General features: G+C 38.6%; 17 protein-coding genes. 2 read left to right on the top strand and 15 right to left on the bottom strand.

Features of this window, described 5'->3' with window-relative positions; all coding sequences use genetic code 11:
* Positions 1 to 199 precede the first annotated feature (199 nt).
* The 7 genes from A33Q_RS20720 to A33Q_RS20690 form a co-directional block, all read right to left on the bottom strand.
* The gene (locus A33Q_RS20720; RefSeq protein WP_009032753.1) at positions 200 to 1,573 is read right to left on the bottom strand and encodes a Gfo/Idh/MocA family protein; all 1,374 of its coding nucleotides are present in this window, start codon (positions 1,571 to 1,573) and stop codon (positions 200 to 202) included.
* Positions 1,574 to 1,670: 97 nt separating this feature from the next.
* On the bottom strand, positions 1,671 to 2,702 hold the full coding sequence (locus A33Q_RS20715) for a hypothetical protein (protein ID WP_009032754.1): 1,032 nt from the start codon (positions 2,700 to 2,702) through the stop codon (positions 1,671 to 1,673).
* Positions 2,703 to 2,812: 110 nt separating this feature from the next.
* Positions 2,813 to 3,376 carry a Pycsar system effector family protein gene (locus A33Q_RS20710; RefSeq protein WP_040490750.1) on the bottom strand — a complete coding sequence of 188 codons (564 nt, stop codon included), beginning with the start codon at positions 3,374 to 3,376 and terminating at the stop codon, positions 2,813 to 2,815.
* A gap of 324 nt (positions 3,377 to 3,700) precedes the next feature.
* A complete protein-coding gene (locus A33Q_RS20705) occupies positions 3,701 to 4,276 on the bottom strand; it encodes a pyridoxamine 5'-phosphate oxidase family protein (protein ID WP_009032756.1) in 576 nt (191 codons plus the stop codon).
* Positions 4,276 to 4,458 (bottom strand): CPXCG motif-containing cysteine-rich protein, encoded by a 183-nt coding sequence (locus A33Q_RS20700; RefSeq protein WP_009032757.1) that lies wholly within the window; start codon positions 4,456 to 4,458, stop codon positions 4,276 to 4,278. The genes A33Q_RS20705 and A33Q_RS20700 overlap by 1 nt, the downstream gene beginning before the upstream one ends.
* A 101-nt stretch (positions 4,459 to 4,559) precedes the next feature.
* On the bottom strand, positions 4,560 to 7,175 hold the full coding sequence (clpB, locus tag A33Q_RS20695; RefSeq protein ID WP_009032758.1) for an ATP-dependent chaperone ClpB: 2,616 nt from the start codon (positions 7,173 to 7,175) through the stop codon (positions 4,560 to 4,562).
* Between the two features lie 207 nt (positions 7,176 to 7,382).
* Positions 7,383 to 7,883, bottom strand: a complete 501-nt coding sequence (locus tag A33Q_RS20690; protein ID WP_040490749.1) for an HlyD family secretion protein — start codon at positions 7,881 to 7,883, stop codon at positions 7,383 to 7,385.
* Positions 7,884 to 8,057: 174 nt separating this feature from the next.
* Between A33Q_RS20690 and A33Q_RS20685 the strand changes: the two genes are divergently transcribed.
* Positions 8,058 to 11,204: a histidine kinase N-terminal 7TM domain-containing protein gene (locus A33Q_RS20685; RefSeq protein ID WP_009032760.1), complete on the top strand. Its 3,147-nt coding sequence runs from the start codon at positions 8,058 to 8,060 to the stop codon at positions 11,202 to 11,204.
* A 219-nt stretch (positions 11,205 to 11,423) separates the two neighbouring features.
* On the opposite strand, the gene A33Q_RS20680 is transcribed toward A33Q_RS20685, so the two are convergent.
* The 3 genes from A33Q_RS20680 to A33Q_RS20670 are packed head-to-tail and all read right to left on the bottom strand — an operon-like array spanning position 11,424 to position 15,539.
* Entirely contained in the window at positions 11,424 to 12,905 is a 1,482-nt protein-coding gene (locus tag A33Q_RS20680) for a TolC family protein (RefSeq protein WP_009032761.1), read from the bottom strand.
* On the bottom strand, positions 12,898 to 14,217 hold the full coding sequence (locus A33Q_RS20675) for an ABC transporter permease (RefSeq protein WP_009032762.1): 1,320 nt from the start codon (positions 14,215 to 14,217) through the stop codon (positions 12,898 to 12,900). Before A33Q_RS20675 ends, A33Q_RS20680 begins: the two co-directional genes overlap by 8 nt.
* A gap of 2 nt (positions 14,218 to 14,219) precedes the next feature.
* Positions 14,220 to 15,539, bottom strand: a complete 1,320-nt coding sequence (locus A33Q_RS20670; protein WP_009032763.1) for an efflux RND transporter periplasmic adaptor subunit — start codon at positions 15,537 to 15,539, stop codon at positions 14,220 to 14,222.
* A gap of 205 nt (positions 15,540 to 15,744) precedes the next feature.
* Here A33Q_RS20670 and A33Q_RS20665 point away from each other — a divergent pair, with 205 nt between their 5' ends.
* Positions 15,745 to 16,509 (top strand): class I SAM-dependent methyltransferase, encoded by a 765-nt coding sequence (locus A33Q_RS20665; RefSeq protein ID WP_009032764.1) that lies wholly within the window; start codon positions 15,745 to 15,747, stop codon positions 16,507 to 16,509.
* On the opposite strand, the gene A33Q_RS20660 is transcribed toward A33Q_RS20665, so the two are convergent.
* From A33Q_RS20660 to A33Q_RS20640, 5 genes are read right to left on the bottom strand one after another with little or no spacing between them, the layout of a single operon-like run.
* A complete protein-coding gene (locus tag A33Q_RS20660; RefSeq protein WP_040490748.1) occupies positions 16,506 to 17,468 on the bottom strand; it encodes a glycosyltransferase in 963 nt (320 codons plus the stop codon). The two genes, A33Q_RS20665 and A33Q_RS20660, sit on opposite strands and share 4 nt — an antisense overlap.
* The gene (locus A33Q_RS20655) at positions 17,468 to 18,430 is read right to left on the bottom strand and encodes a glycosyltransferase family 2 protein (RefSeq protein ID WP_009032766.1); all 963 of its coding nucleotides are present in this window, start codon (positions 18,428 to 18,430) and stop codon (positions 17,468 to 17,470) included. Before A33Q_RS20655 ends, A33Q_RS20660 begins: the two co-directional genes overlap by 1 nt.
* Positions 18,430 to 18,960 carry a DUF4199 domain-containing protein gene (locus tag A33Q_RS20650; protein WP_009032767.1) on the bottom strand — a complete coding sequence of 177 codons (531 nt, stop codon included), beginning with the start codon at positions 18,958 to 18,960 and terminating at the stop codon, positions 18,430 to 18,432. Before A33Q_RS20650 ends, A33Q_RS20655 begins: the two co-directional genes overlap by 1 nt.
* A 4-nt stretch (positions 18,961 to 18,964) precedes the next feature.
* On the bottom strand, positions 18,965 to 19,477 hold the full coding sequence (locus tag A33Q_RS20645) for a DUF4199 domain-containing protein (protein ID WP_009032768.1): 513 nt from the start codon (positions 19,475 to 19,477) through the stop codon (positions 18,965 to 18,967).
* Positions 19,478 to 20,722 carry a dihydroorotase gene (locus A33Q_RS20640; protein ID WP_009032769.1) on the bottom strand — a complete coding sequence of 415 codons (1,245 nt, stop codon included), beginning with the start codon at positions 20,720 to 20,722 and terminating at the stop codon, positions 19,478 to 19,480.
* Positions 20,723 to 20,724 lie beyond the last annotated feature (2 nt).

Raw genomic sequence — 20,724 nt, 5'->3', positions numbered from 1 at the left:
ATCCAAATATTATTAAATCGTTAAAAAATTATCTCAATTCAACGTTTTATTTAAAACTTACTTAATGATTAATTTGCAAAGAGGGAAATGATAATTTCTACATTTGATGACGTACAGCAAACGAACATTTTTTCATAATCCTTGCAATTTTTAGGCGTCGATGTGAATCGACGCCTTTGCTGTTTTAAATAAAACCCATTCAACTCCTCCTACCTGTTTTTCTTAAAGAAATATCCGTGAGGTCTTTAATCTTGACTGGCTTTCCTGACTCAATGCTATTACGTGCAGCTACTCCAACCAGTATTGACATGGCACCATCTCTTGTTCCCGCAGATTGCCTGTATGGGTCATCCATTTGAGGATCTTTAAAGAGCTTGTCCTTCAATCTTTTATCTCCACCTCCGTGCCCACCGCCTCCATGAGGAATAACAGTTACTTCTGATTCACCAAAATTTTTTGTCACTCTGATTTCATCTTGACTAGGCTCTTCCCAAGGTTGGGATTCCTTGATCCAAGCATCCATCCTACCTTTTGTTCCATTGAAAGCAATTCGATAACCTTCATAAGGAGAATAGGTAGTGAGGGAGTAGCTTACTTGGACTCCATTCATATATCTGATCTGCACAGCCATTTTATCATAAATATCTATATCCTCTCTATATACACAACCATCTCTGAGGTAGCCATCATGCTCTTCATTCTCCACATATAAATTGACCAAGTGTTGGCTTTTGTTTATGTCCCAGTAAAAATCACAATTTCTTTTGTGTGGACAGGGCCGGCAATGTGTATGTCGAAATTTTCCGTTTTTACCATAAAACTCTAATGCTCCATAGGCAAAAACCTCCTCTGGGTCAGAATCCAACCACCAATTTAAAAGGTCAAAATGATGGGTTGATTTATGTACCAAAAGTGTACCCCCTTTTTCCTTGTAACCATGCCACCTCCTAAAATAATCTGCTCCATGAGAGGTATCCAAATACCAATGAAAATCAACGGAAGTAATGTCACCCAATTCACCACTTCTAAGGATTTCATACATCCTCTGCCTATGTGGAGAATAGCGATAATTAAATGTTACAATCACTTTTTTATCTGATTTCCGTTCGGCATTTAAAATTTCCTGACATTTAACCTCATCTGTAGTCATAGGCTTTTCTGTAATTACATGACATCCGAAATCAAGTGCCTTTACAATAAAAGTATGATGTGTATTATCTACAGTAGTTACAATCACAACATCTGGCTTTGTCTCTAAGAGCATTTTATCAAAATCCTCATACAAAGGACAATCAACTCCAATATATTGCTTGCCAAAGTCCAATCTACCTTTATTATTGTCACAAAGCCCTACAAATTCGATTTGACTACTGTAAGTGCTTTGAACATCTCTGCCAAACATATTCACACCACGAATTCCAAGACCAACAAGGGCCAACTTCATTTTCTCTCCCGGTCTGTCATGTAAGGCCAATGCTTGGGCTATTCCAGACAAAAACACCGAGCCCACCGACACCATAGCGGCCTTAGCAAAAAACTCCCTTCTCGAAGAATTAAAATTCAAATCTTTCATTTCCTTAGGTTTAATGGGTATGTTTAAAAGTATCAATTATTGATTGAAATTCAAGAACATAATCTTTCTAATTCAGGTAAAAGACTAAGCCTACAACTTAATTGAATGACCTGCAAGCCCCTAAAATCTGATTTTTAAATTTGTTTTCGTCTTTCAGAATATCAAAGAATCCTTCTAGAAACTTTCTAGAGTTATTTACTTCTTTGGGGTTTAGAAACTTAGTATTCTTATTGAAAATTTCCCAAACCTCTGGTTCCTTTTCCAGATAATCCTCTCTAACCATTTCAAAAATCCCTGAATCAAAGCATACCCCTCTATACAACCTTTGTCTAACCGTCGATATTGAGAGCTTCTCGCTGACAACTGAATAAGGCGCATCTACCAAGCCTGCCATATCGAAGTCGTAGGGAAGAGGAATATATTTCCTGTCAATCATCATTAATGTACTATTGTGCTGTGCTACGGTTGACCAGTCTGTATTTGCAATCATAAACTGAAAGAAATCATGTCGCACTGATGTGGTATCATGAAGCCTAAATGGATTGATCTGAACATCTTTAGCTAATTTACCCTCAAACCTTTCAGCTACATTTTTATCATCTTCGATAAAAATCCCTTTGACAAAAAATGATTTAGGCTGTCTCCCTGAAAGATCCGTTATTTCAAGGTCAACAAGCCGGGTTTTGAAATGGTAGGGATTTAAGGCTTCGTAAATTTTATAGGCTAGATATTCTTTAATCAGAAGATCATCTTTACCCTGGTAATCATTGCAAGGCAAAACTAGCTTGAGGTTTTTATGATTCTCAAAAATCCCACCTTTCCTGTTTTTTTTCATAATCCTGACTTTAAGTGGTGGGAAAAAGCATTTGTCTCTCCTGAAATTCCCCCTAGCTCTCAACTCTACGTCTAATGAGTCCCACGCTTCCGGTTCTTCACTGAAATACATCAAAGTCGGGGCACGCTCTTTTTTGTCTTTGGCTTTCTTCAATTCCTTAAAAGAAGTAGAAAACTTAATTTGCATCACCTCATCACTCCCAAAAAGATCAGCTACTTCACCCTTTTGGGCAACAGAAAATCCCACAAAAAAAAAGCAGAAAACAACCAAACTGACTAGCGACTTGGCATGCATGAAGAATAGAGCTGGTTTGAACTTATTTTGAAAAAGTGTCATCGGATAAAATCTAATAAAGAAATTACATTCCTCAATATACTGAAAATCAATAAAATGTAAGAGATATCTCAAAAAATCATAAACAAAACAAACGCAAGGGTTCCTAACCCAACACCTACAATAAAAAGAGTGTAAGCAAAACCCAGAAGCCTGTACTTCCGATCCAACACAACTCCTTGCTGATAAAGTGCAATCGCCATCTGATCGTTAATCTCAGTTTTAGAAGTGAGGATTTTTGTAATCTCTTTCAAGTATTTGTTGAGCGTTAGTCTGGCACTCTCTCCAAAAAAAATAATACTACCTTTTTCAGGTTGAAAAGGCTTTTCATCCCGCAAAATGATTTTTGGCTTTGCGGCTTGTACAGCTAGAGCAGTAGAGATAAGGCAAAAAACCAATATTAAACTAATTGGAAGTACTATTTTCAATCCCATTTGCTCAAACTGGTTGGCTATAGCACCATAACCCGAAATCGCAATAATTGCAGAAATCACCAAGGTATTGATACTGATCAGCATATTGGCTTTATTATCTGCTATGTGAAGAAGTCCAATATTATTTTTAAAGGTGACCCTGAAAAAAGTCTGGGCCTCTCTTGATGTTTTAGTTTCTTTAGATTTTTTATCTTCAATCATACTTTTAATAAAAGTCATTTCTAAGATAAAAATTTTATCCCTAAGTCTCAGGTGTAAGCCCAAATAAAATGTTTTGATTGGAAGGAACAGGGGCTTTTGTTACTTTAATATGCAGGCTCTCATAAGATCATTTTTATTTCTTCTTGAAAATCAGGGTGTATTGATAAAATTTGGATAGGTGAATATTATGTTTTTTCCCTCAGATTCGCAAGAGTTTCATTGACGCTGTAAAACTTGGTTACGGTAGGTATTCACCGACCTCCTCTTTTCAGCTTTTTGTTTCAAATTGGAAATAATTAACACATATTGTCTTAAAAAGAACTTTTACGGTACCAGCCACTTTCCCTCCCAAACACTGTTTACCCGTTCAAAATAAATCCTCAAATGTTCCAAACCATTGAGCTGTAAAGCTTCGATTTGCTCAGGGTGAATTTGGATGACACAAAAATTTTCCGAATCTGATAAATCCTCCTGCCAATAAAAGGCATCATGTGGATCGCTGATTTCAGCTCCGGGCGCCAATTTAGAATTGTAGGATTTCTGAGCTTCATTTTGGACTTTTCTCCAAAGATTTTTTGCAAGATCATTTTGATGATGGAGTAAGGCGTGCCCATTGATTCTGATTTGAGTTCTTTTCTGAGGGTGATAAAATAATAGGGATACGTTCGGGTTTTTTCTCAGCTGATTTATTTTAGTGCTTCTCACATCTGTGAAAAAGAAAAATTGCAAATCCTTTTCTACTTTTCTTACGACGACATACCTGCTATCAACACCAGCCCCAGCAGAAGAACTTAAAACAACAAAACGAAAAGGGTGCTTTCGGTCCAAGGCCCCTCTTTGTAACTCATGGCAAAGGTCAGCAAATATTTCTTTTTTGGAATTCTCAATTTCAAATAGCATTACTGTTCTATTGAATTAGCCTCAAAATAAAACAACTCACCCTCTTCGAATTCAAAATTGACTTCAATGGGATTACAACAGACTTCACAATCTTCAATATACTTTTGCTTATACACTGAAGAATCCAAGAGCATGGAAATCTCTTCAAAGCAAAGAGGACACTGAAAAAAATGCTCTATCATAAAATTTAAACTTTTTTTAGAAACCTTGGCAACTAGAATATGTTTTCCAAAAAATAAAAAAGCGCAGATTCACAACCTGCGCTTTTGAATAGAATTTGGTATTACGACACCTCTACTGCTTCTACATTTTTGAAATAAACCTGATTTTCAGCATCAAGGTCCACCAATACAGCAGAGTCGTTTTTGATATACCCTGATAGAATTTGTTTGGAGAGTTCATTGAGAATCAAACGTTGCATGGTTCTTTTCAATGGTCTCGCTCCAAATTGGGGATCAAAGCCCACCTCTCCCAAGTAATCTAATACCTCGGGAGTAGCTTCTATTTCTATATTGGACTCTTCAAGCCTTTTCTGAATCTCCTTCCATTGAATATCTACGATTTTTCTAATCACCTGCTTATTCAAAGGCTCAAACATGATCGTTTCATCTATTCTATTGAGAAATTCAGGTCTAACTGATTTTTTTAGAAGGTCAAATACCTGCTCCTTTGTCTGTTCCATTACTTGATCCTTATTCCACTCTTCCATATCGGCAAACCTTTCTTGAATAAGCTGCGAGCCAATATTGGTAGTCATTATAATAATGGTGTTTTTGAAATTGGCAATTCTACCTTTATTATCAGTTAATCTACCGTCGTCCAATACCTGTAAGAGAATATTGAACACATCAGGATGTGCTTTCTCAATTTCATCCAGTAAAACCACTGAGTAAGGTTTTCTTCTTACTGCTTCGGTGAGCTGCCCTCCTTCATCATATCCTACATATCCTGGAGGTGCTCCAACCAATCGGCTAACAGCATGCCTTTCCTGATATTCTGACATATCAATTCTGACCATGGCGTTTTCATCGTTGAAAAGATATTCAGCCAATGCCTTGGCTAACTCAGTCTTTCCAACACCCGTAGTTCCCATAAAGATAAATGAGCCGATGGGTCTTTTAGGGTCTTGTAACCCTGCTCTACTTCTTCGAACAGCATCTGACAGCGCTAATATAGCCTCTTTTTGACCTGCTACCCTTTGGCCTAGCTCATCCTCCAAATGCAAAAGCTTTTCGCGTTCGCTTTGGATCATTTTGGAAAGTGGAATTCCGGTCCACTTGGAGACTACAGAGGCAATGTCTTCACTATCTACTTCCTCCTTCAGCAAAGGGGAGCCCTGCTGCATTTCTTCGAGTTGATTTTTAAAACTGTCAAGTTTCTTTTCAGACTCTACAATTTTGCCATACCTGATTTCGGCCACTTTCCCAAATTCTCCAGCTCTTTCAGCCTGTTCGGCCTCCAACTTGAATTTATCTATATTTTCCTTCTCTCTTCTAATACCTAAAATGACTGCCTTTTCGGACTCCCATTTTGCCTTGACCGATTGCCTTTTTTCGGAAAGTTCTGCAATTTCTTTGCTCAGAACAGTTTCTTTATCTTTATTATTTTCCCTGCGAATCGCTTCCCTTTCAATCTCGAGCTGCATGATTCTCCTATTGAGTTCATCAAGCTCCTGTGGCAGAGAATCAATTTCCATTCTCAGTTTGGCCGCTGCCTCATCCATCAAATCGATTGCCTTATCAGGAAGGAATCTATCAGAAATATATCGCTGTGAAAGTTCCACAGCTGCAATTACAGCATCATCCTTCACTCTTACCCCGTGGTGCAGTTCATATTTATCCTTGATACCTCTAAGGATGGAAATAGCATCTGCGGCATCAGGCTCATCTACCATTACGGCTTGAAACCTTCTTTCAAGAGCCTTATCCTTTTCAATATATTTTTGATATTCTTTGAGTGTGGTAGCACCAATCGCATGCAATTCTCCCCTTGCCAACGCAGGTTTAAGTAAGTTAGCGGCATCCATAGCCCCTTCTCCACCACCTCCGGCACCGATCAGAGTATGAATTTCATCTATAAATAAGATAATTTCCCCGTCAGAGTCTGTCACTTCTTTGATTACAGCTTTCAGTCTTTCCTCAAATTCCCCTTTATATTTTGCTCCTGCTACCAATAAACCCATATCCAAAGAAATCAATGTTTTGGATTTCAGATTTTCAGGAACATCACCACTTACAATTCTTTGCGCAAGCCCTTCTACAATCGCTGTCTTGCCTACTCCAGGCTCCCCTAGAAGAATGGGATTGTTTTTGGTTCTTCTGGCCAAAATCTGTAAAACCCTTCTGATTTCTTCATCTCTACCGATTACTGGATCAATCTTACCTTTCTTGGCCAGCTCATTTAGATTTTTGGAATATTTTTCCAAAGCTCTGTATTTGGATTCTGCATTTTGGTCGGTCACTTTATTTCCTTTTCGTAATTCTTTGATAGACTCAATTAGTGTTTTCTCGTTCAGTCCCTGATCCTTTAATAGCTGGGCTGTTTTATCAGTACCTGAAAATATCCCTAGAAGCAAGTGTTCAATTGCTACGAATTCATCCCCAAAGGTCTTCAGATATTCCTTTGCCTTTGCTAAAGCCTGATTAGAAGCGTTAGATAGGTATGGTTGCTGTCCACTTACTTTTGGGAATCCATTGATGATTTCATCTGTTTTTTGAAGGATAAGACTTTTGTTTAAACCTGCCTTCTTAAAGAGAAAATCAATGACATTCTCATCTTCAGTCAGTATCCCTTTTAGCAAATGCGCAGGTTCAATGCCTTGATGCTGCGCAGCTACAGCTAATTCCGCTGCTTTTTGAATAGCTTCCTGGGACTTCAGTGTAAATTGTTTAAAATCCATGGTTATAGTCGGTTCTAGTAATGGGTTGTATTTTTTATTCGATGCTTTTTACCCATTTATCAAATTAATAACCAATTTATTTTTTGGAACAAAACCTGAAATTTTGTCTCAAAATTGATTAAAACCAAAGAGAAACAAGTCATTTTGACATAAAAAAGCCGTCAATTATCTATTAACGGCTTCCAATCCATAAGTAATGTGCCTTATTCAATTTTGATCTTCTGATTCTGATTCAAAATCCCGAGGACTATTAGAATAGCGAGAAATTTCTCTTTGATATTTGTCAATGTTTGCCTTTTCTTGCTGAACTTTGATCTCTGTTTTTTTCAATTTCAGTTCCATTTTAGCTATATCCGCATCAGTAGCCTTACCTTTCTGCTTAGCCTTTTCAATGGCCAAATTTTGCTTTGCAAATTTGATTTCTGCTTTCTGCATAGCATTTAAAGACTTATCATAATTCTTTTGGGCTTTTTGAAGATTTTTAATTCTTTTTTCTTCTGCTTTGACTGCCGCTTCAGATAGTCTTTGTTCCTTTTTGGCTGCTTTAAGTTCCGCTTTTTCCTGAGCCAAAGCCTTCTTGTCTTCTTTTAATCGCCTCTTCGCCTCAGCATGTTCTTCTTTGGTCAGTTCACCCTCTTGCTGGGCTAATAGATCACCAGACCCCAACAAAAACAAGAGAAAGATAGGGATCAACATTATTTTTTTCATAATCTGACTTTTAAACTAACATGAAAGTAACTAAATCATCAAAGAAGTCCTATTAATACGCTGGATTTGTTAAAAAAGAAATGTAAAACTGATAAACTAAAAATTTTACCGAAGTCAAAAGAAGATGTAAGAAAATATTTTGATAAATTAAGCTCCGATACAGCAACGACACCTATGAATTTAGAATTCACCCAAAATCTGTTAGCAATACCTGTTTTTATCACAAGCCTAATTTTTGTTATATTAATAGGTGCTTCCTACAGAAAAAAAAATGACTTAGGTGAAAAGTACTTTTCTGCTCTATTATTTTTTTGTTTTACTTACGCCTTTTTTTATGGTTTTGAATTGTTGGGCGCAGATACTTATACCATTACTTTCTTTTTCAAACTAGAGTATTTGGGTGGAGCCTATATTACCCCTTTCCTTCTCACGTTCGTTTTAAAATATTCGGGAAACAAAAAATTCATTACTGCACCATGGATGTTGTTGGTATTTGGGATCAGTACTTTTTTCTTGAGCATGCTGTATACCAATTCAATTCATGGCCTATTTTTCAGGAATATTGATAGCCATCATAATGGTATGTATAACGCTATTCTTTACGATAGAGGTATTTTTGATATTCTTTACGAGGTATACAATAATATCTTGATTCTGATTTCAGCACTTATTTTGGTGAAAATGTATCTCACTATACCAAAATCTTACCGCTCGCAAGTAGCTGTATTATTGGCCGGGGTGATTTTCCCTTGGATTGCCCACAGCGTCGCTTTATTAGGATTGAATTTTCATGAAATAGACCTTGTCCCATTCACACTTTTAGTTAGTGGAGCATTAATATACTGGTCCTTATTTAGGCATGGTTTATTCAAAAATAATCCAGTAGCATTTAAGACAATATTTGAAAACCTATCTGATGGCATTATAATACTGGATAAACATCAAAATGTGATTGCAGTCAATAAAAAAGCTGAATCCATCTTATCAAGAACCCGCATGGAATTTCGAAATAAGAAAATCATTGATTTTTATGATTCAAGACCTGAACTCAGTGCATTGTTCCATCCGATCTCTCCCAAGGCTGAGGTAGAATTTTTTTTCAAAGAAAGTAGCAAAACTTATTCAGCATTTTTGATCAATACAGATCAAAAGGATTTACAGTATTTATTTTTCAGAGAAATTACGAAGCAAAAACATGCAGAAGAAAAAATCAAGGCAAACGAAATAAAACTACAAAGCATAAACACCACTTTACTTCGAAATGAAAAAATGCTGACTTCTATAGCATTTGCAACAAAAGAACTTCTTTCTAATGCTGATTTTTTCAAGGCTACTCAAAAAGCAATCACTATTTTGGGGGATGGGGCCAGTGCAGACAGAGCATATCTCTTTGAAAACAAACTGGATAATGAAGGAAATTACTATAGCTCCCAAAGATTTGAATGGAGTGCGCTAGGTGTGGAATCTGAAATCAACAACCCTGATTTACAAGATTTACCAATCGGACTTTTTGGTGAATCTATGGATTACCTCATCAAGAATCAGGTTTACACCAATATTGTAAGCAATATTGAGGATCCAGGTCTAAAAGGATTACTAGAAAGCCAAGGAATTATTTCCATACTATTGATACCGATATTTGTTGAAAAAAACTTTTGGGGATTTGTGGGTTTTGATGATTGCCAAAAAGAAAAAGTCTGGAGTGAGGGAGAAACGGCTCTGTTGATAAGTTTTGCAGAAAGTATTTCAAATGCCATCGAAAGGCGGAATATGGAGGAAAATTTACGCCAGTCCATGGAAAATGCCAAAGATGCCAGCATAGCAAAGTCAGAGTTTTTGGCAAACATGAGTCATGAAATCAGAACACCACTCAACGGCATTATCGGTTTTTCAGATTTACTTTTAAAAACAAGTCTCAATCAGACACAAAAAGAATTTTTAAAATCAATCATAGATTCAGGGCACCTGCTGTTGGACCTTGTAAATGATGTGCTCGATTTTTCTAAAATAGAGGCCGGCAAGTTAGAGTTAAGTCTTACGGAGGTCAATTTGGCCGAATTGGCCGAAGAATCAATGAATTTAGTCCAGCCAATGGCTGAGGAAAAGCATTTGATACTTAAAATTTCAACTCCCGAAAATCTACCTGAGTACCTGATTGCAGACTCCACTCGGTTAAAACAGGTACTCATCAATTTACTCAGCAATGCTGCAAAGTTCACTCCCAAGGGAGAAATTGAACTGAGAATAAAATTGCTTGAAAATATCAGTGATGATAAGGTGCTATTGAATATAGCTGTCAGAGACACAGGGATTGGAATTTCAGAAGAGAAAAAAGAAATTATTTTTGAAGCTTTTGCCCAAGAAGACAATTCTACTACCCGAGAATATGGCGGCACAGGACTTGGGCTTACAATTAGCAATAAAATATTGGAGTTGATGAATAGTAAGCTCGAACTGAAAACCGAGCTCGGGAAAGGCAGTACCTTTAGCTTTACAATAGCATTAGAAATTGCCTCTGCCCTGCCAAAAACAAAAGTTAAAGAGGAGAAAAAATCAAATAGGCCCAGTGAAACGCCAATTGAAACCATAAAATCCATCAAACCCAAAGTATTATTGGTAGATGACAATCCGGTAAACATGCTTTTGGCCAAAACAATAGTTAAAAATATCATTCCAAATGCTGAAGTATTCGAAGCAAAAAATGGTCAAGAAGCAGTAGACTCATTTTTAAAGAATAATCCCAAAATAATTTTCATGGACATCCAAATGCCCATCATGAGCGGTTATGAAGCTACCAAGGAAATAAGAAAATTAGAAAAAAATGACATAAAAGTACCAATAATCGCACTCACAGCAGGAACTGTCAAAGGTGAATATGAAAGATGCCTGGAAGCAGGGATGGATGATTATTTATCAAAACCAGTAGTGGTAGCTGATATACAAGAAAAAATCCAACAATATCTACCTCAAAAAATTAAAGAAGAAGATAAACCCATTTTTTCCAATCTTGAAGAATTTCGTGTATCGGACCCGGTTTTTTTCAAAGAACTCCTTGAAGTGAGTAGCCTCAATCTTTCAAAATTAAAAAATGATCTGGATCAAAACACCTTGGATAATGATATCAAAGCCATAAAGCAAACATGTCATGCTATTAAAGGAGTGGCGCTAAATTTAAATTTCAAAGATCTGATAAATGATGTTACGGCTGCAGAAAATTTTGCGGAAATCAACGAAACAGAAAGAGAGCGTTTACTTTTTTCAATTCACCATCAAATTGACCTTATCTTGAAAAATTTACAGTCTGAAATAGAAAAGGCCTAATTATAATTTCACAATTTACAGCATCTCAAAAAAAGGACAAATTACGAATGTGGTCAGTTTCAGACCTTTCCTACCCCCCTGAATATTATACGCTTTGACTTTGGCCTTCGGAGTTTTGCAAAACTCAAAGATCACCATCACCCCATCTCGATTATTGCTTTATTCTCTTAATTCTCGTCTCTCTTTTCACACATCCAATCTCTAGCATCTCCTCTCTTTCTACTCCACATCCGGCGAATACAAAAGCTGTCCTGACTGGAAGTCATACAACGTCAACTGCCTCAACTCATAATAGGCTGTCCAATAATCCCTCAAAGACTGTATATAAGCCCTTCTGTTCTGGTCCTTTTCCTGTTGGGCGATATTGAGATCCGTAATGGTAACATTACCGTTCTGATACCTCCTCAGGGAAATATCATAACGCTTATCAGCTACCTCATCAGACATTTTGGTGATTTCAAGCCTTTCCTTGAGCATACTGAAGTTTTTTACTTTCGTAAAAATCTCTTGCTCAAAATTAATTACATCCTGCTCCACGGTATATTCTACCAGTTTTTTATTGGCTTCAGCCTGCCCCATTCGGGCTTTGTTACGACCCCAATCCAAGATCGGAACCAAGAAAGATAAATTGACCAAGGTCTGTCTGTTGGGATCAAAGTATATGTCCTGCCAGTTTAAGGCAGCATTGTTCAATCCATAACTTGCATTCAAAAACATGTTGAACCGCTGTCCTCTGGCTTGGGCCACACCGGATTCCGCTTCAAGGATTCTTCTGTCAAAGCCCAGTGCCTCTGCTCTGTTCTGAAAAGCAAAATCTATGGCCTGTTCCACATTGACAGAAAAGTCAGGAACCTCCTGGGGTGGTATAAGATTAATTTCGGCTGTCTCATTCAACCCAACATAAGACTTTAATCTTAGAGAATTGGCTTCAAGATCCAACCTGGCCTGGGCAAGATCCTGCCTTGCCTGCAATACTTGAAGCTCCACCTGCAACAGTTTATCTTCATAAGTAGTCCCTATATTGTACCTGCCTTGTTCGATTTTTAGAATCTCTTGGGTATTGGTCAGATTTTTACTGGCAATTTCAAAATTGACTTGGGAAATAAGAAAATCAAAGAAAAGCTGGGTAACCGTCTGACTGATCTGCTCCATTTCTTCTACAAATTCCCGCTTGCTTTCTTCATAAACCAATGGTTCTATTTTTTTATCCCATTTCAGTGGATTGAATGCAAAAATAGGCTGACTCAATCTCACATTGATAGGCACTCCTGACCATTGGGTCTGAGGAATTCCCTGGGGCGCCAGAAAGTTATCAAACCTATTGGTGGAGGAGTTGATAGAAATATTTCCGCCTGTGGCTGCTATGGTTTGCTCCATACCCAGCTCCAAGTCCATCAGATTCTGGCGAACCTCTCTAAAACCTACACTTCCATCTGGCTGGATTACATTATTGACCGATTGGGAAAATCCAGGCACTGTCCCGCCCAACCTCAATTGAGGGTTATAGTTGGATCTAAAAAACCTGTAATTCCAGTACCTGTTTTCCCTTCGGGTCTCGGCTCTTAAAGCCGCTGGAGAACGTCCTTTTGCTCTGGCAACAATTTCATCAAGTGTAAATTCAACCCTTTGCTGTGCTGTGGATACCAAGGGAAACATTAGGATCGCAAAGAGTGTCAATCCTGAAAACAATTTTTTATTCATACCTTAAAGAAGTTATCGGGTCCTGACTTGCTGCTTTTCTGGCCGGAGCAATTCCGAATATCAAGCCTACGGTAGCAGCCACACCAAATGACAATACAATAGATGGAATGGTGACCACAGTTGGAAAATCACCAAATTCCGCTACCAGAAAGGCCAATACAATTCCCAAAATCACCCCTATGATTCCCCCGGAAACTGAAATCATAATCGCTTCGAAAAGAAACTGATTGACAATATCGGATTTTTTTGCACCTAACGAAAGTCTTAGGCCTATTTCTTTTATTCTTTCTAATACAGAAGCCAGCATAATGTTCATAATGCCTATTCCACCAACCAAAAGTGAGATTCCCGCAATAGCACCCAACACAATATTGAAAATATTCTGCGTGCGTTGTTGCTGCTTGAGCAATAGTTCAGGAATGGTGATTTCAAAATCTACCACATTAAAATGCCTTCTTTCTAAAAGTTTGGAAATTACTTCAGCAGTGGGATTCAGTGCTTCACTCTCAGCAACCTGTATCGTCAACTTATCAATCTGATGATAATTGGAGGAAGCCCTTTCCTCTTGCCTTAAGTTGGAAGGCACTAATAAATCCCTGTTTTTGAACCTCACCAGCATAGTCTGAATTGGAACATATACATCCATATTGAAATCTCGAATCCCAAGCTTAGAAATACTTTGTTCGGACACATAGCGCTCCTCCATCACTCCAATGACTTCAAGCCATTGGTTGCCGCTTTTGATCTTTTTCCCTATGGGATTTTCTTTTGAAAAAAATTTACTGACTACCGATCGCCCTATTATACATACCGGGTCTCCATTGGTCATGTGCTTTTCGGTAAACATATTCCCTTCTGCCAATCTAAAATCCAACACATCAAAATAAGATGGAGTCACCCCAACCAATTTTGCAGACCTTCGGATTCCTGCATTGACCAAGAAAGTTTCTACCTCAATTTCGGGACTGATATTGATAATTCCAGGAACAGTATTTTTGATGGCCTCCACATCTAGTAATTTGAGTCCAGGAGAAAACTTCCCTCTTTCATCTTCCACATCTGCATCTTCGTCTAAGTTCTCTTCTCTCTGCTCAGACACAGGTTCGATGACAATATTATTGACCCCTACCAAACGTATCTGCTCCAAAATCTCCTGCTGAGCACCATTGCCAATAGCCAACATGGCAATCACAGCCGCCACCCCGAAGATAATCCCCAAAGCTGTCAGCAAAGACCTGAGTTTATTGGCAATTACGGCTTCTAAGGCTATATAAAAATTAGCCAGCAACCTGGTTTTATCATCTACTTTCATGCTCAGTCTTCTGTGTCTAGCTGTGTTAGATTTTCAGGACTGGCAGAAATCTCTTCAAAGTCAGGATTTCTCTTTCCGTTGAGTTCTTCTAGAAGATTGACCGCAACATTTTCTGCCCAATTGGGGGTGGATAAGTAAAGCACTTCCCCGGATTGCAATCCAGATTCCACGATGACGAAGTTGGAATTGGACAAGCCGAGTTTGACTTCCTGCTTTTTACCTGATTTGAGATGAACATAGTTGATGCTGTCATTTTCGGTATAAAGTGCTTCCAAAGGGATAAAAGTAGCATCCTCAATCTCTTCAGCCACAATTGTATTGGAAGTGGTCATGGCTGGACGTAACAATGGGTCAGACTCATTGATTACAATGGTGACCTCAAAAACCTTGGCATCAGAATTGGGTCTTTGTTGACCTACATTGGCGACTTTGGTTACTTCACCGGTAAGCTTTTTCTCTGGAAAAGCATCGAGACCAAGGTCTACCCTTTGTCCCATTTTGATCTTGCGTATATCTACTTCATTGACATAAGTTATACTTTGCATGGAAGTCAGGTCTGGAAGTGTTGCTACGACAGGGTTCCAAGATGACACCTGAGAACCTTCTTTAATTTTACCCCCTCTGCCCCATACGTAGATGACCATTCCATTTTGGGGTGCTGTCACCGTGAATTTTTCCAATACCTCCTCTATTTGGTTCACCTCAGTCTGCACATCCCTAAGTTTTGCGGATACCTCGACCATTCTGGCCCTTTCCTGCATCAACTTGATTCTATAGCGATCTTTGGCCTGTTGTAGGTCTCTTTTGGCTCTCTCCACACTATTTTCATTCTGCTTGATGATGGCCGGAGGTTCAAATTGCGATTGTTCCAAAACCAACTCTCTTTCCTCTACATCATATTCAAGATTGAGAATATTATCCCTCTCCTGCCTGAGCACAAGTGCAGTATCCAACTGAGTTTGTTCAAATAAGGCTTGCGTCTGTTCCAGGTCTAAGCGCTTATCTTCCAGCCTTCCGAAAAGCTCCGTTCTGTCAAGCTCGGCAATTACCTCCCCTTTCTTGACCACAGTTCCTTCATCTACCATCTCTTCTATTGTGAAATTCCCAACTCTGAATCTACGGGCTTCTGTAGGACCCAAAACCTGTACAGAATTAAGCGCCTGAAGCTCTCCTGAGGTAGTAATCTCAACTTTAAATTTACCACTTTTCACTTCCCCTAAGATCTCATTATTGTCTCCCGAAGACTTTGGCCTAAAAATCAAAAAAGCGACTATCAGTAAAAAAAATATTGAAATCGTGATATAAATGTTCTTTTTCTTCATCATACTATTAAGGTTAAATAGGGTAATTCAAAATTACGGAAAATAGAACTGCTCTTTTGTCCAATAAGCATCTAATAAAGCCACTAACATAATTATCAGTATTACAGCACTATTTGAGTTCACAGTAGTGTGAATTTTAAGAAAGCCGGACTTTTTCAAGCCAAGATTTCAGGAATTATTACCTTTGGTATCTAATCAAATCTTCATGAAGTCCATTATCAGCTTTGTCATCCGGTATGTTCCCAGAAAATACCTCCAGTTGGTTTCTCATTTTTTCCTGAAAGTTTTAGCTGTGTTTTACAAAGGTAAAAATGTGGAATGCAATGTCTGTGGGCATACTTTCAGGAAATTCCTACCTTATGGAAGAAAGGCCAGGGAAAATGCCCTTTGTCCCAATTGTCTGGCTCTGGAAAGACACCGTTTGATGTGGCTTTTTCTACAAAAGGAAACAACATTTTTCAGCAAAAAATTAAAAGTACTTCATATTGCTCCTGAGCTGTGCTTCATTGAAAGTATGGATGCTCTGCCAAATCTTGAGTACATCACAGCTGACCTGGAATCTCCTTTGGCCAATGTCAAAATGGATGTACACGACATACCCTTCGAGGCTGAAAGCTTTGATGTGATTTTTTGCAACCACGTCATGGAGCACGTAGAGGATGACCTCCTTGCCTGTAAAGAAATCAACCGTGTCCTCAAAAAGGATGGTTGGGGCATTATCCAATCCCCTGTATATGATCTGGAACAAACCTTGGAAGATAAATCCATTACCGATCCTGCAGAGAGGGAAAGACGCTTTGGTCAAAGGGATCATGTGAGAAAATATGGGAAAGATTACGCCTCAAGATTGAGTAAATCAGGACTTATTGTCCAAGAGAACCTATTTGTCAAAAACCTGGATAGAGACTTGATAATAAGACACGCCCTTCCTGAAAATGAAATCATCTTTTATTGCAAAAAGGGAGACTAACCTTTTGTTACTTTGACCAAGTATTCAGATAAAAGCCCAAAGCCGTAGGCTGCTAATTGTGATATGGAGTAAACCAAAGCAAAAAAGCCTACGATCAAACTTTCGTGTTTCATTGTAGCGTGGATCAGGACTGCTAAGCCCCAAAATCCCAAGCCCAATATTTGCATTCTGAACAGGCCTTGGTTAAGAATGGCTGTAAATGGCAATGCAAGCAAAAAGAGCAAAAACAAACTTGGCAAAAGGTGTATAGCCTTAATTGCACGGGGGTGAAAACGGGAGACATTCACCCTATTTTTTCCAAAATTGAAACCTTGCCGTACAAAGCTTTGGAAGCTATTTTTCCTCTTGTGATAAACATAGGCTTCTTGAACCAGCTCTAATTTGAAGCCTGCATCTTTAATTCTGATACTGATTTCTATATCCTCAGCACGGTTAGGATCAAAAAAGCCTCCAACCTGTTGATAAACTTGAGCAGAAAACCCCATATTAAAACCTCTTGCCTGAAATTTTGCAGGATCGTTTAATCTACCACGGATACCTCCTGTAGTCCAGAGTGATGTCATGGCAAAATCCATTGCTTTTTGCTGCAAAGAAAAGTCATCCGATGCTGCATCCGGGCCTCCATGTGCATCCAAGCCCCTTTCTTCTATTGCCTTTTTTAATATTGAAAAATAAGATGGGGGAATGACGCAATCGGAGTCAAAAAAGACAAAGTATTGGCCTTGAGCCTTTTCAATGCCAAAGTTTCTGGCAAAGCCCTGACCTATGTTGTTGATATGAAAATAGCTGATTGGCAGTTTGTCCAAAAAAAAATCAACCTGACTTTGGCAAGGGGGATCAGACCCATCGTCCACTACAATCACTTCAAAATCTGAACAATCCTGAAGACACAAACTATGAAGTAGCTCTACTATCTCTTCGGAACGGTTGAAGACCGGTATGATGACAGAGAAAAACATCAACTACCAAAGTTGAATTCATCGTCGATATTATAGTCCGCTTTTCTACTGTTGTTGGAAGTCATCATCTCAGCCAAAAAGCCCGTCAGAAATAGCTGAACCCCAACGATCAAAGCTACCAATGCCAAGAAAAACAAAGGCTGGGCGGTAATATCCCTGACCATGAGCCCTTTATAAATCCCATATATTTTTTCAAAAATCAGCCAGGAAGTGATAAAGAAACCAGCTAGAAACGAAATGGTACCCAATGAGCCGAAAAAATGCATAGGGCGCTTCTTATACCTGTTGACAAAGGATACAGAAATCAGATCCAAAAATCCATTGAGAAACCTTTCAATACCAAATTTAGTCTCTCCGTACTTTCTGGGACGGTGCTCAACGACTTTTTCTCCGATATTCGAAAACCCATTCCACTTGGCTATCAATGGGATATACCTGTGCATTTCCCCATAGATATGAATATTTTTGACCACCTTTTTTTTGTAAGCTTTCAGCCCACAGTTAAAATCATGCAACTTTATACCTGAAATGATTCTGGTCACCCAATTAAAAAATCTAGAGGGTACTGTTTTGGTAATGGGGTCATGCCTTTTCTTTTTCCAACCTGAAACAACCTCATACCCTCCACCCACAACCATTTCATACAATTCCGGAATTTCATCAGGACTGTCCTGCATATCAGCATCCATGGTGATGACGACTTGCCCTTGTGCTTTGCCAAAGCCCACATCCAAAGCCGCAGACTTGCCGTAATTTCTGACAAAATCAACTCCTTTTACGAAGGGGTTGATTTTGCCCAATTTTATAATTTCTTCCCAAGACCCATCCGTACTCCCATCATTGACAAAAATAATCTCGTAAGAAAATGCATTTTCTTCCATTACACGCTGAATCCAATTATGTAATTCAGGCAATGATTCTTGCTCATTAAAAACGGGAACAATAACGGATATCTGTATCATCAATAAGAGTGATCTTCTTTTTTCTGTACCATTGCAGCTACTATCAAGCCAATGATCAATGCTCCAATCATGACATTGAAAAAGGTTGCTATGCCTAAAAACTCTTCTGTTTGGAAAAATTTCACAAAAGCTGGTAAATCATCAGTATCTACCTCAGGAGCACCAAACCTGGACCTCATTTCTTCCTGCGCCTCCTGAACTCTTGCCATATACCCGGTGTCTATAAACTTGATATAAGCATAAATACCTATAGCCCTGATCACCCCACCAATCACCGCCACCAATGCAATAATGCCGAAGGCTCTTCCAAAGGATATTTGTCCTTCATTGCTATCTCTATATTCTTTACAGGCCAAGAAATAAATCGTGAAGGCTATCCCAACCAAAACCAAAAAGGAAATGACCTGGACCATCATTCCCATTGTAGCAAAATCCAACATCGTGGAAAGCAACATATAAATCAGGCCTACAATCCCGTAGATCAAGCCCCATTTTTTGACTGTATCGGAAACTGTCAACTTTTCTTCCATAGATTTACTGGTTAGTTTTTCTTAAAATTATAGAAATAATTATTGTAAAAAATAAACCAAAGACGATTTTCCAGATAAAGTCATTGAGCGAAATCTGAAAAACACTGAGCTCCATAATACTTTCATAGGTTTGCTGAAAGGTTTCTTCTCCATATTGCCCTATGGTAAAATCTTTTTTCTCCAAGGTAATATTGATTTTATTCGCTCTGATTCTCTCGAATAACTCAGGCCAAACCTGTAAACCAATAAATGTCCCAAAAAAGGAAATCACAGCATTCAACATATAAATCACAAAGCCTATGGTCATGCCTTCTGCAAAGCTGATGTGGTTTTGATGCACTTTAAACCTGATAAAATACACCCCAGCTCCTATAAAAAAAGGAGTGATCGCAAAGCTGAAAATAATACTCATCAGGGTAGGGTCATCTCCCAGATATCCATAAATGAAAAATGCCATCAAGGAAAGTGCAGCTGCGAGGCATCCGATTTTAGCAGCATAACTGAAATATACCTTCATTTAAAATTTGGCTAATTTTCCTTTATTAAATATCATTTTTACTTTTCCCTGCAATTGACTCCCTATCCAGGGATGATTAGCAGAAAGTGACAGGTTTGATTTTTTATTATATGCCCATTGCTCTTTAGGATCAAATATAGTTAGGGAGCCGAATGAAGCAGTAGGCTCCAATCCCAAAACCGACTTTGGCCCGGAGGTGATTTTGGAAATCAACAAAGGCCAACCCAATTCTTCACTCAATTTGACCATTCCAGGTAAAAACGTCTGTAAACCAATCATTCCAGGTTGTGCCAAGTCAAACTCCATGTGCTTGGCATCAAACTCCATCGGCTGATGATTGGACACAATGGCATCAATGGTTCCATCTTTTAGTCCCTCAATCAAGGCTGTTCTATCTTCTTTAGACCGAAATGGAGGAACCACCTTATAATTGGTGTCGAAACTGACCAAATCTTCATCTGTAAACAAAAGCTGATACAATGATACATCTGCGGTGACTGACAGACCTTCGGATTTTGCTTTCCGGATGCTGTTGATGGAAGCGGCTGAACTGAGGGTCTGAAAGTGAAGCCTTCCACCTGTGTATTTACAGATTTCCACATTCCGCTGTACACAAACATCCTCAGCAAGATTAGGGATTCCTTTCATTCCCAATCTGGTGGACACAATGCCTTCATGCATCTGACCAAAAATCGCCAGCATGGGATCATAGGATTGATCAAAAAGAATTCCGTCAAACTTTTTGAGATATTGAAGCGCTTTCATCAGCCGATCGGGATTAGAAAGGGGGCTGACCCCGTCACCAAACACATTGATGCCTTGCTGATTCAAATCCAAAATATCTGTAAAATCCTCACCAAGTGCATCCTTGGTCAAAGCTGCCTGTAAAATCGGTTCTGTGAGCCAATTTGCTGTTTTTGACAAAAAAAACTGCACATCATTTTTGTTCTGAAAGACAGGCTTTGCATTAGGCATCACTACAGCTTTTGCGAATCCTGAATTGGCCAGCAATTCTCCCAGACTTTCTATCGTTTCTCTTTGTTCTTCCCCCGGTTCTCCTGAAGCACACCTAAGATCCACCCATCCTTCCGAAGCTAAAAAATTGCTGCAATCGATTTCCTCATCAAACGAATCAATGTTTGAATTTTCTCTGGGGAGAACCTGATGATCAACGATTACATAATCTTTTGGGGAGTGAGTTTTTTCAGAATCTATAAATCTCAGCGATCGGAGCAGTATAGGCATGT

This window comes from Indibacter alkaliphilus LW1 (genome assembly GCF_000295935.2).
Classification (GTDB): domain Bacteria; phylum Bacteroidota; class Bacteroidia; order Cytophagales; family Cyclobacteriaceae; genus Indibacter; species Indibacter alkaliphilus.
Note: the sequence above shows the minus strand (reverse complement) of the source record. Positions and strands in the feature narration are given on the sequence as shown.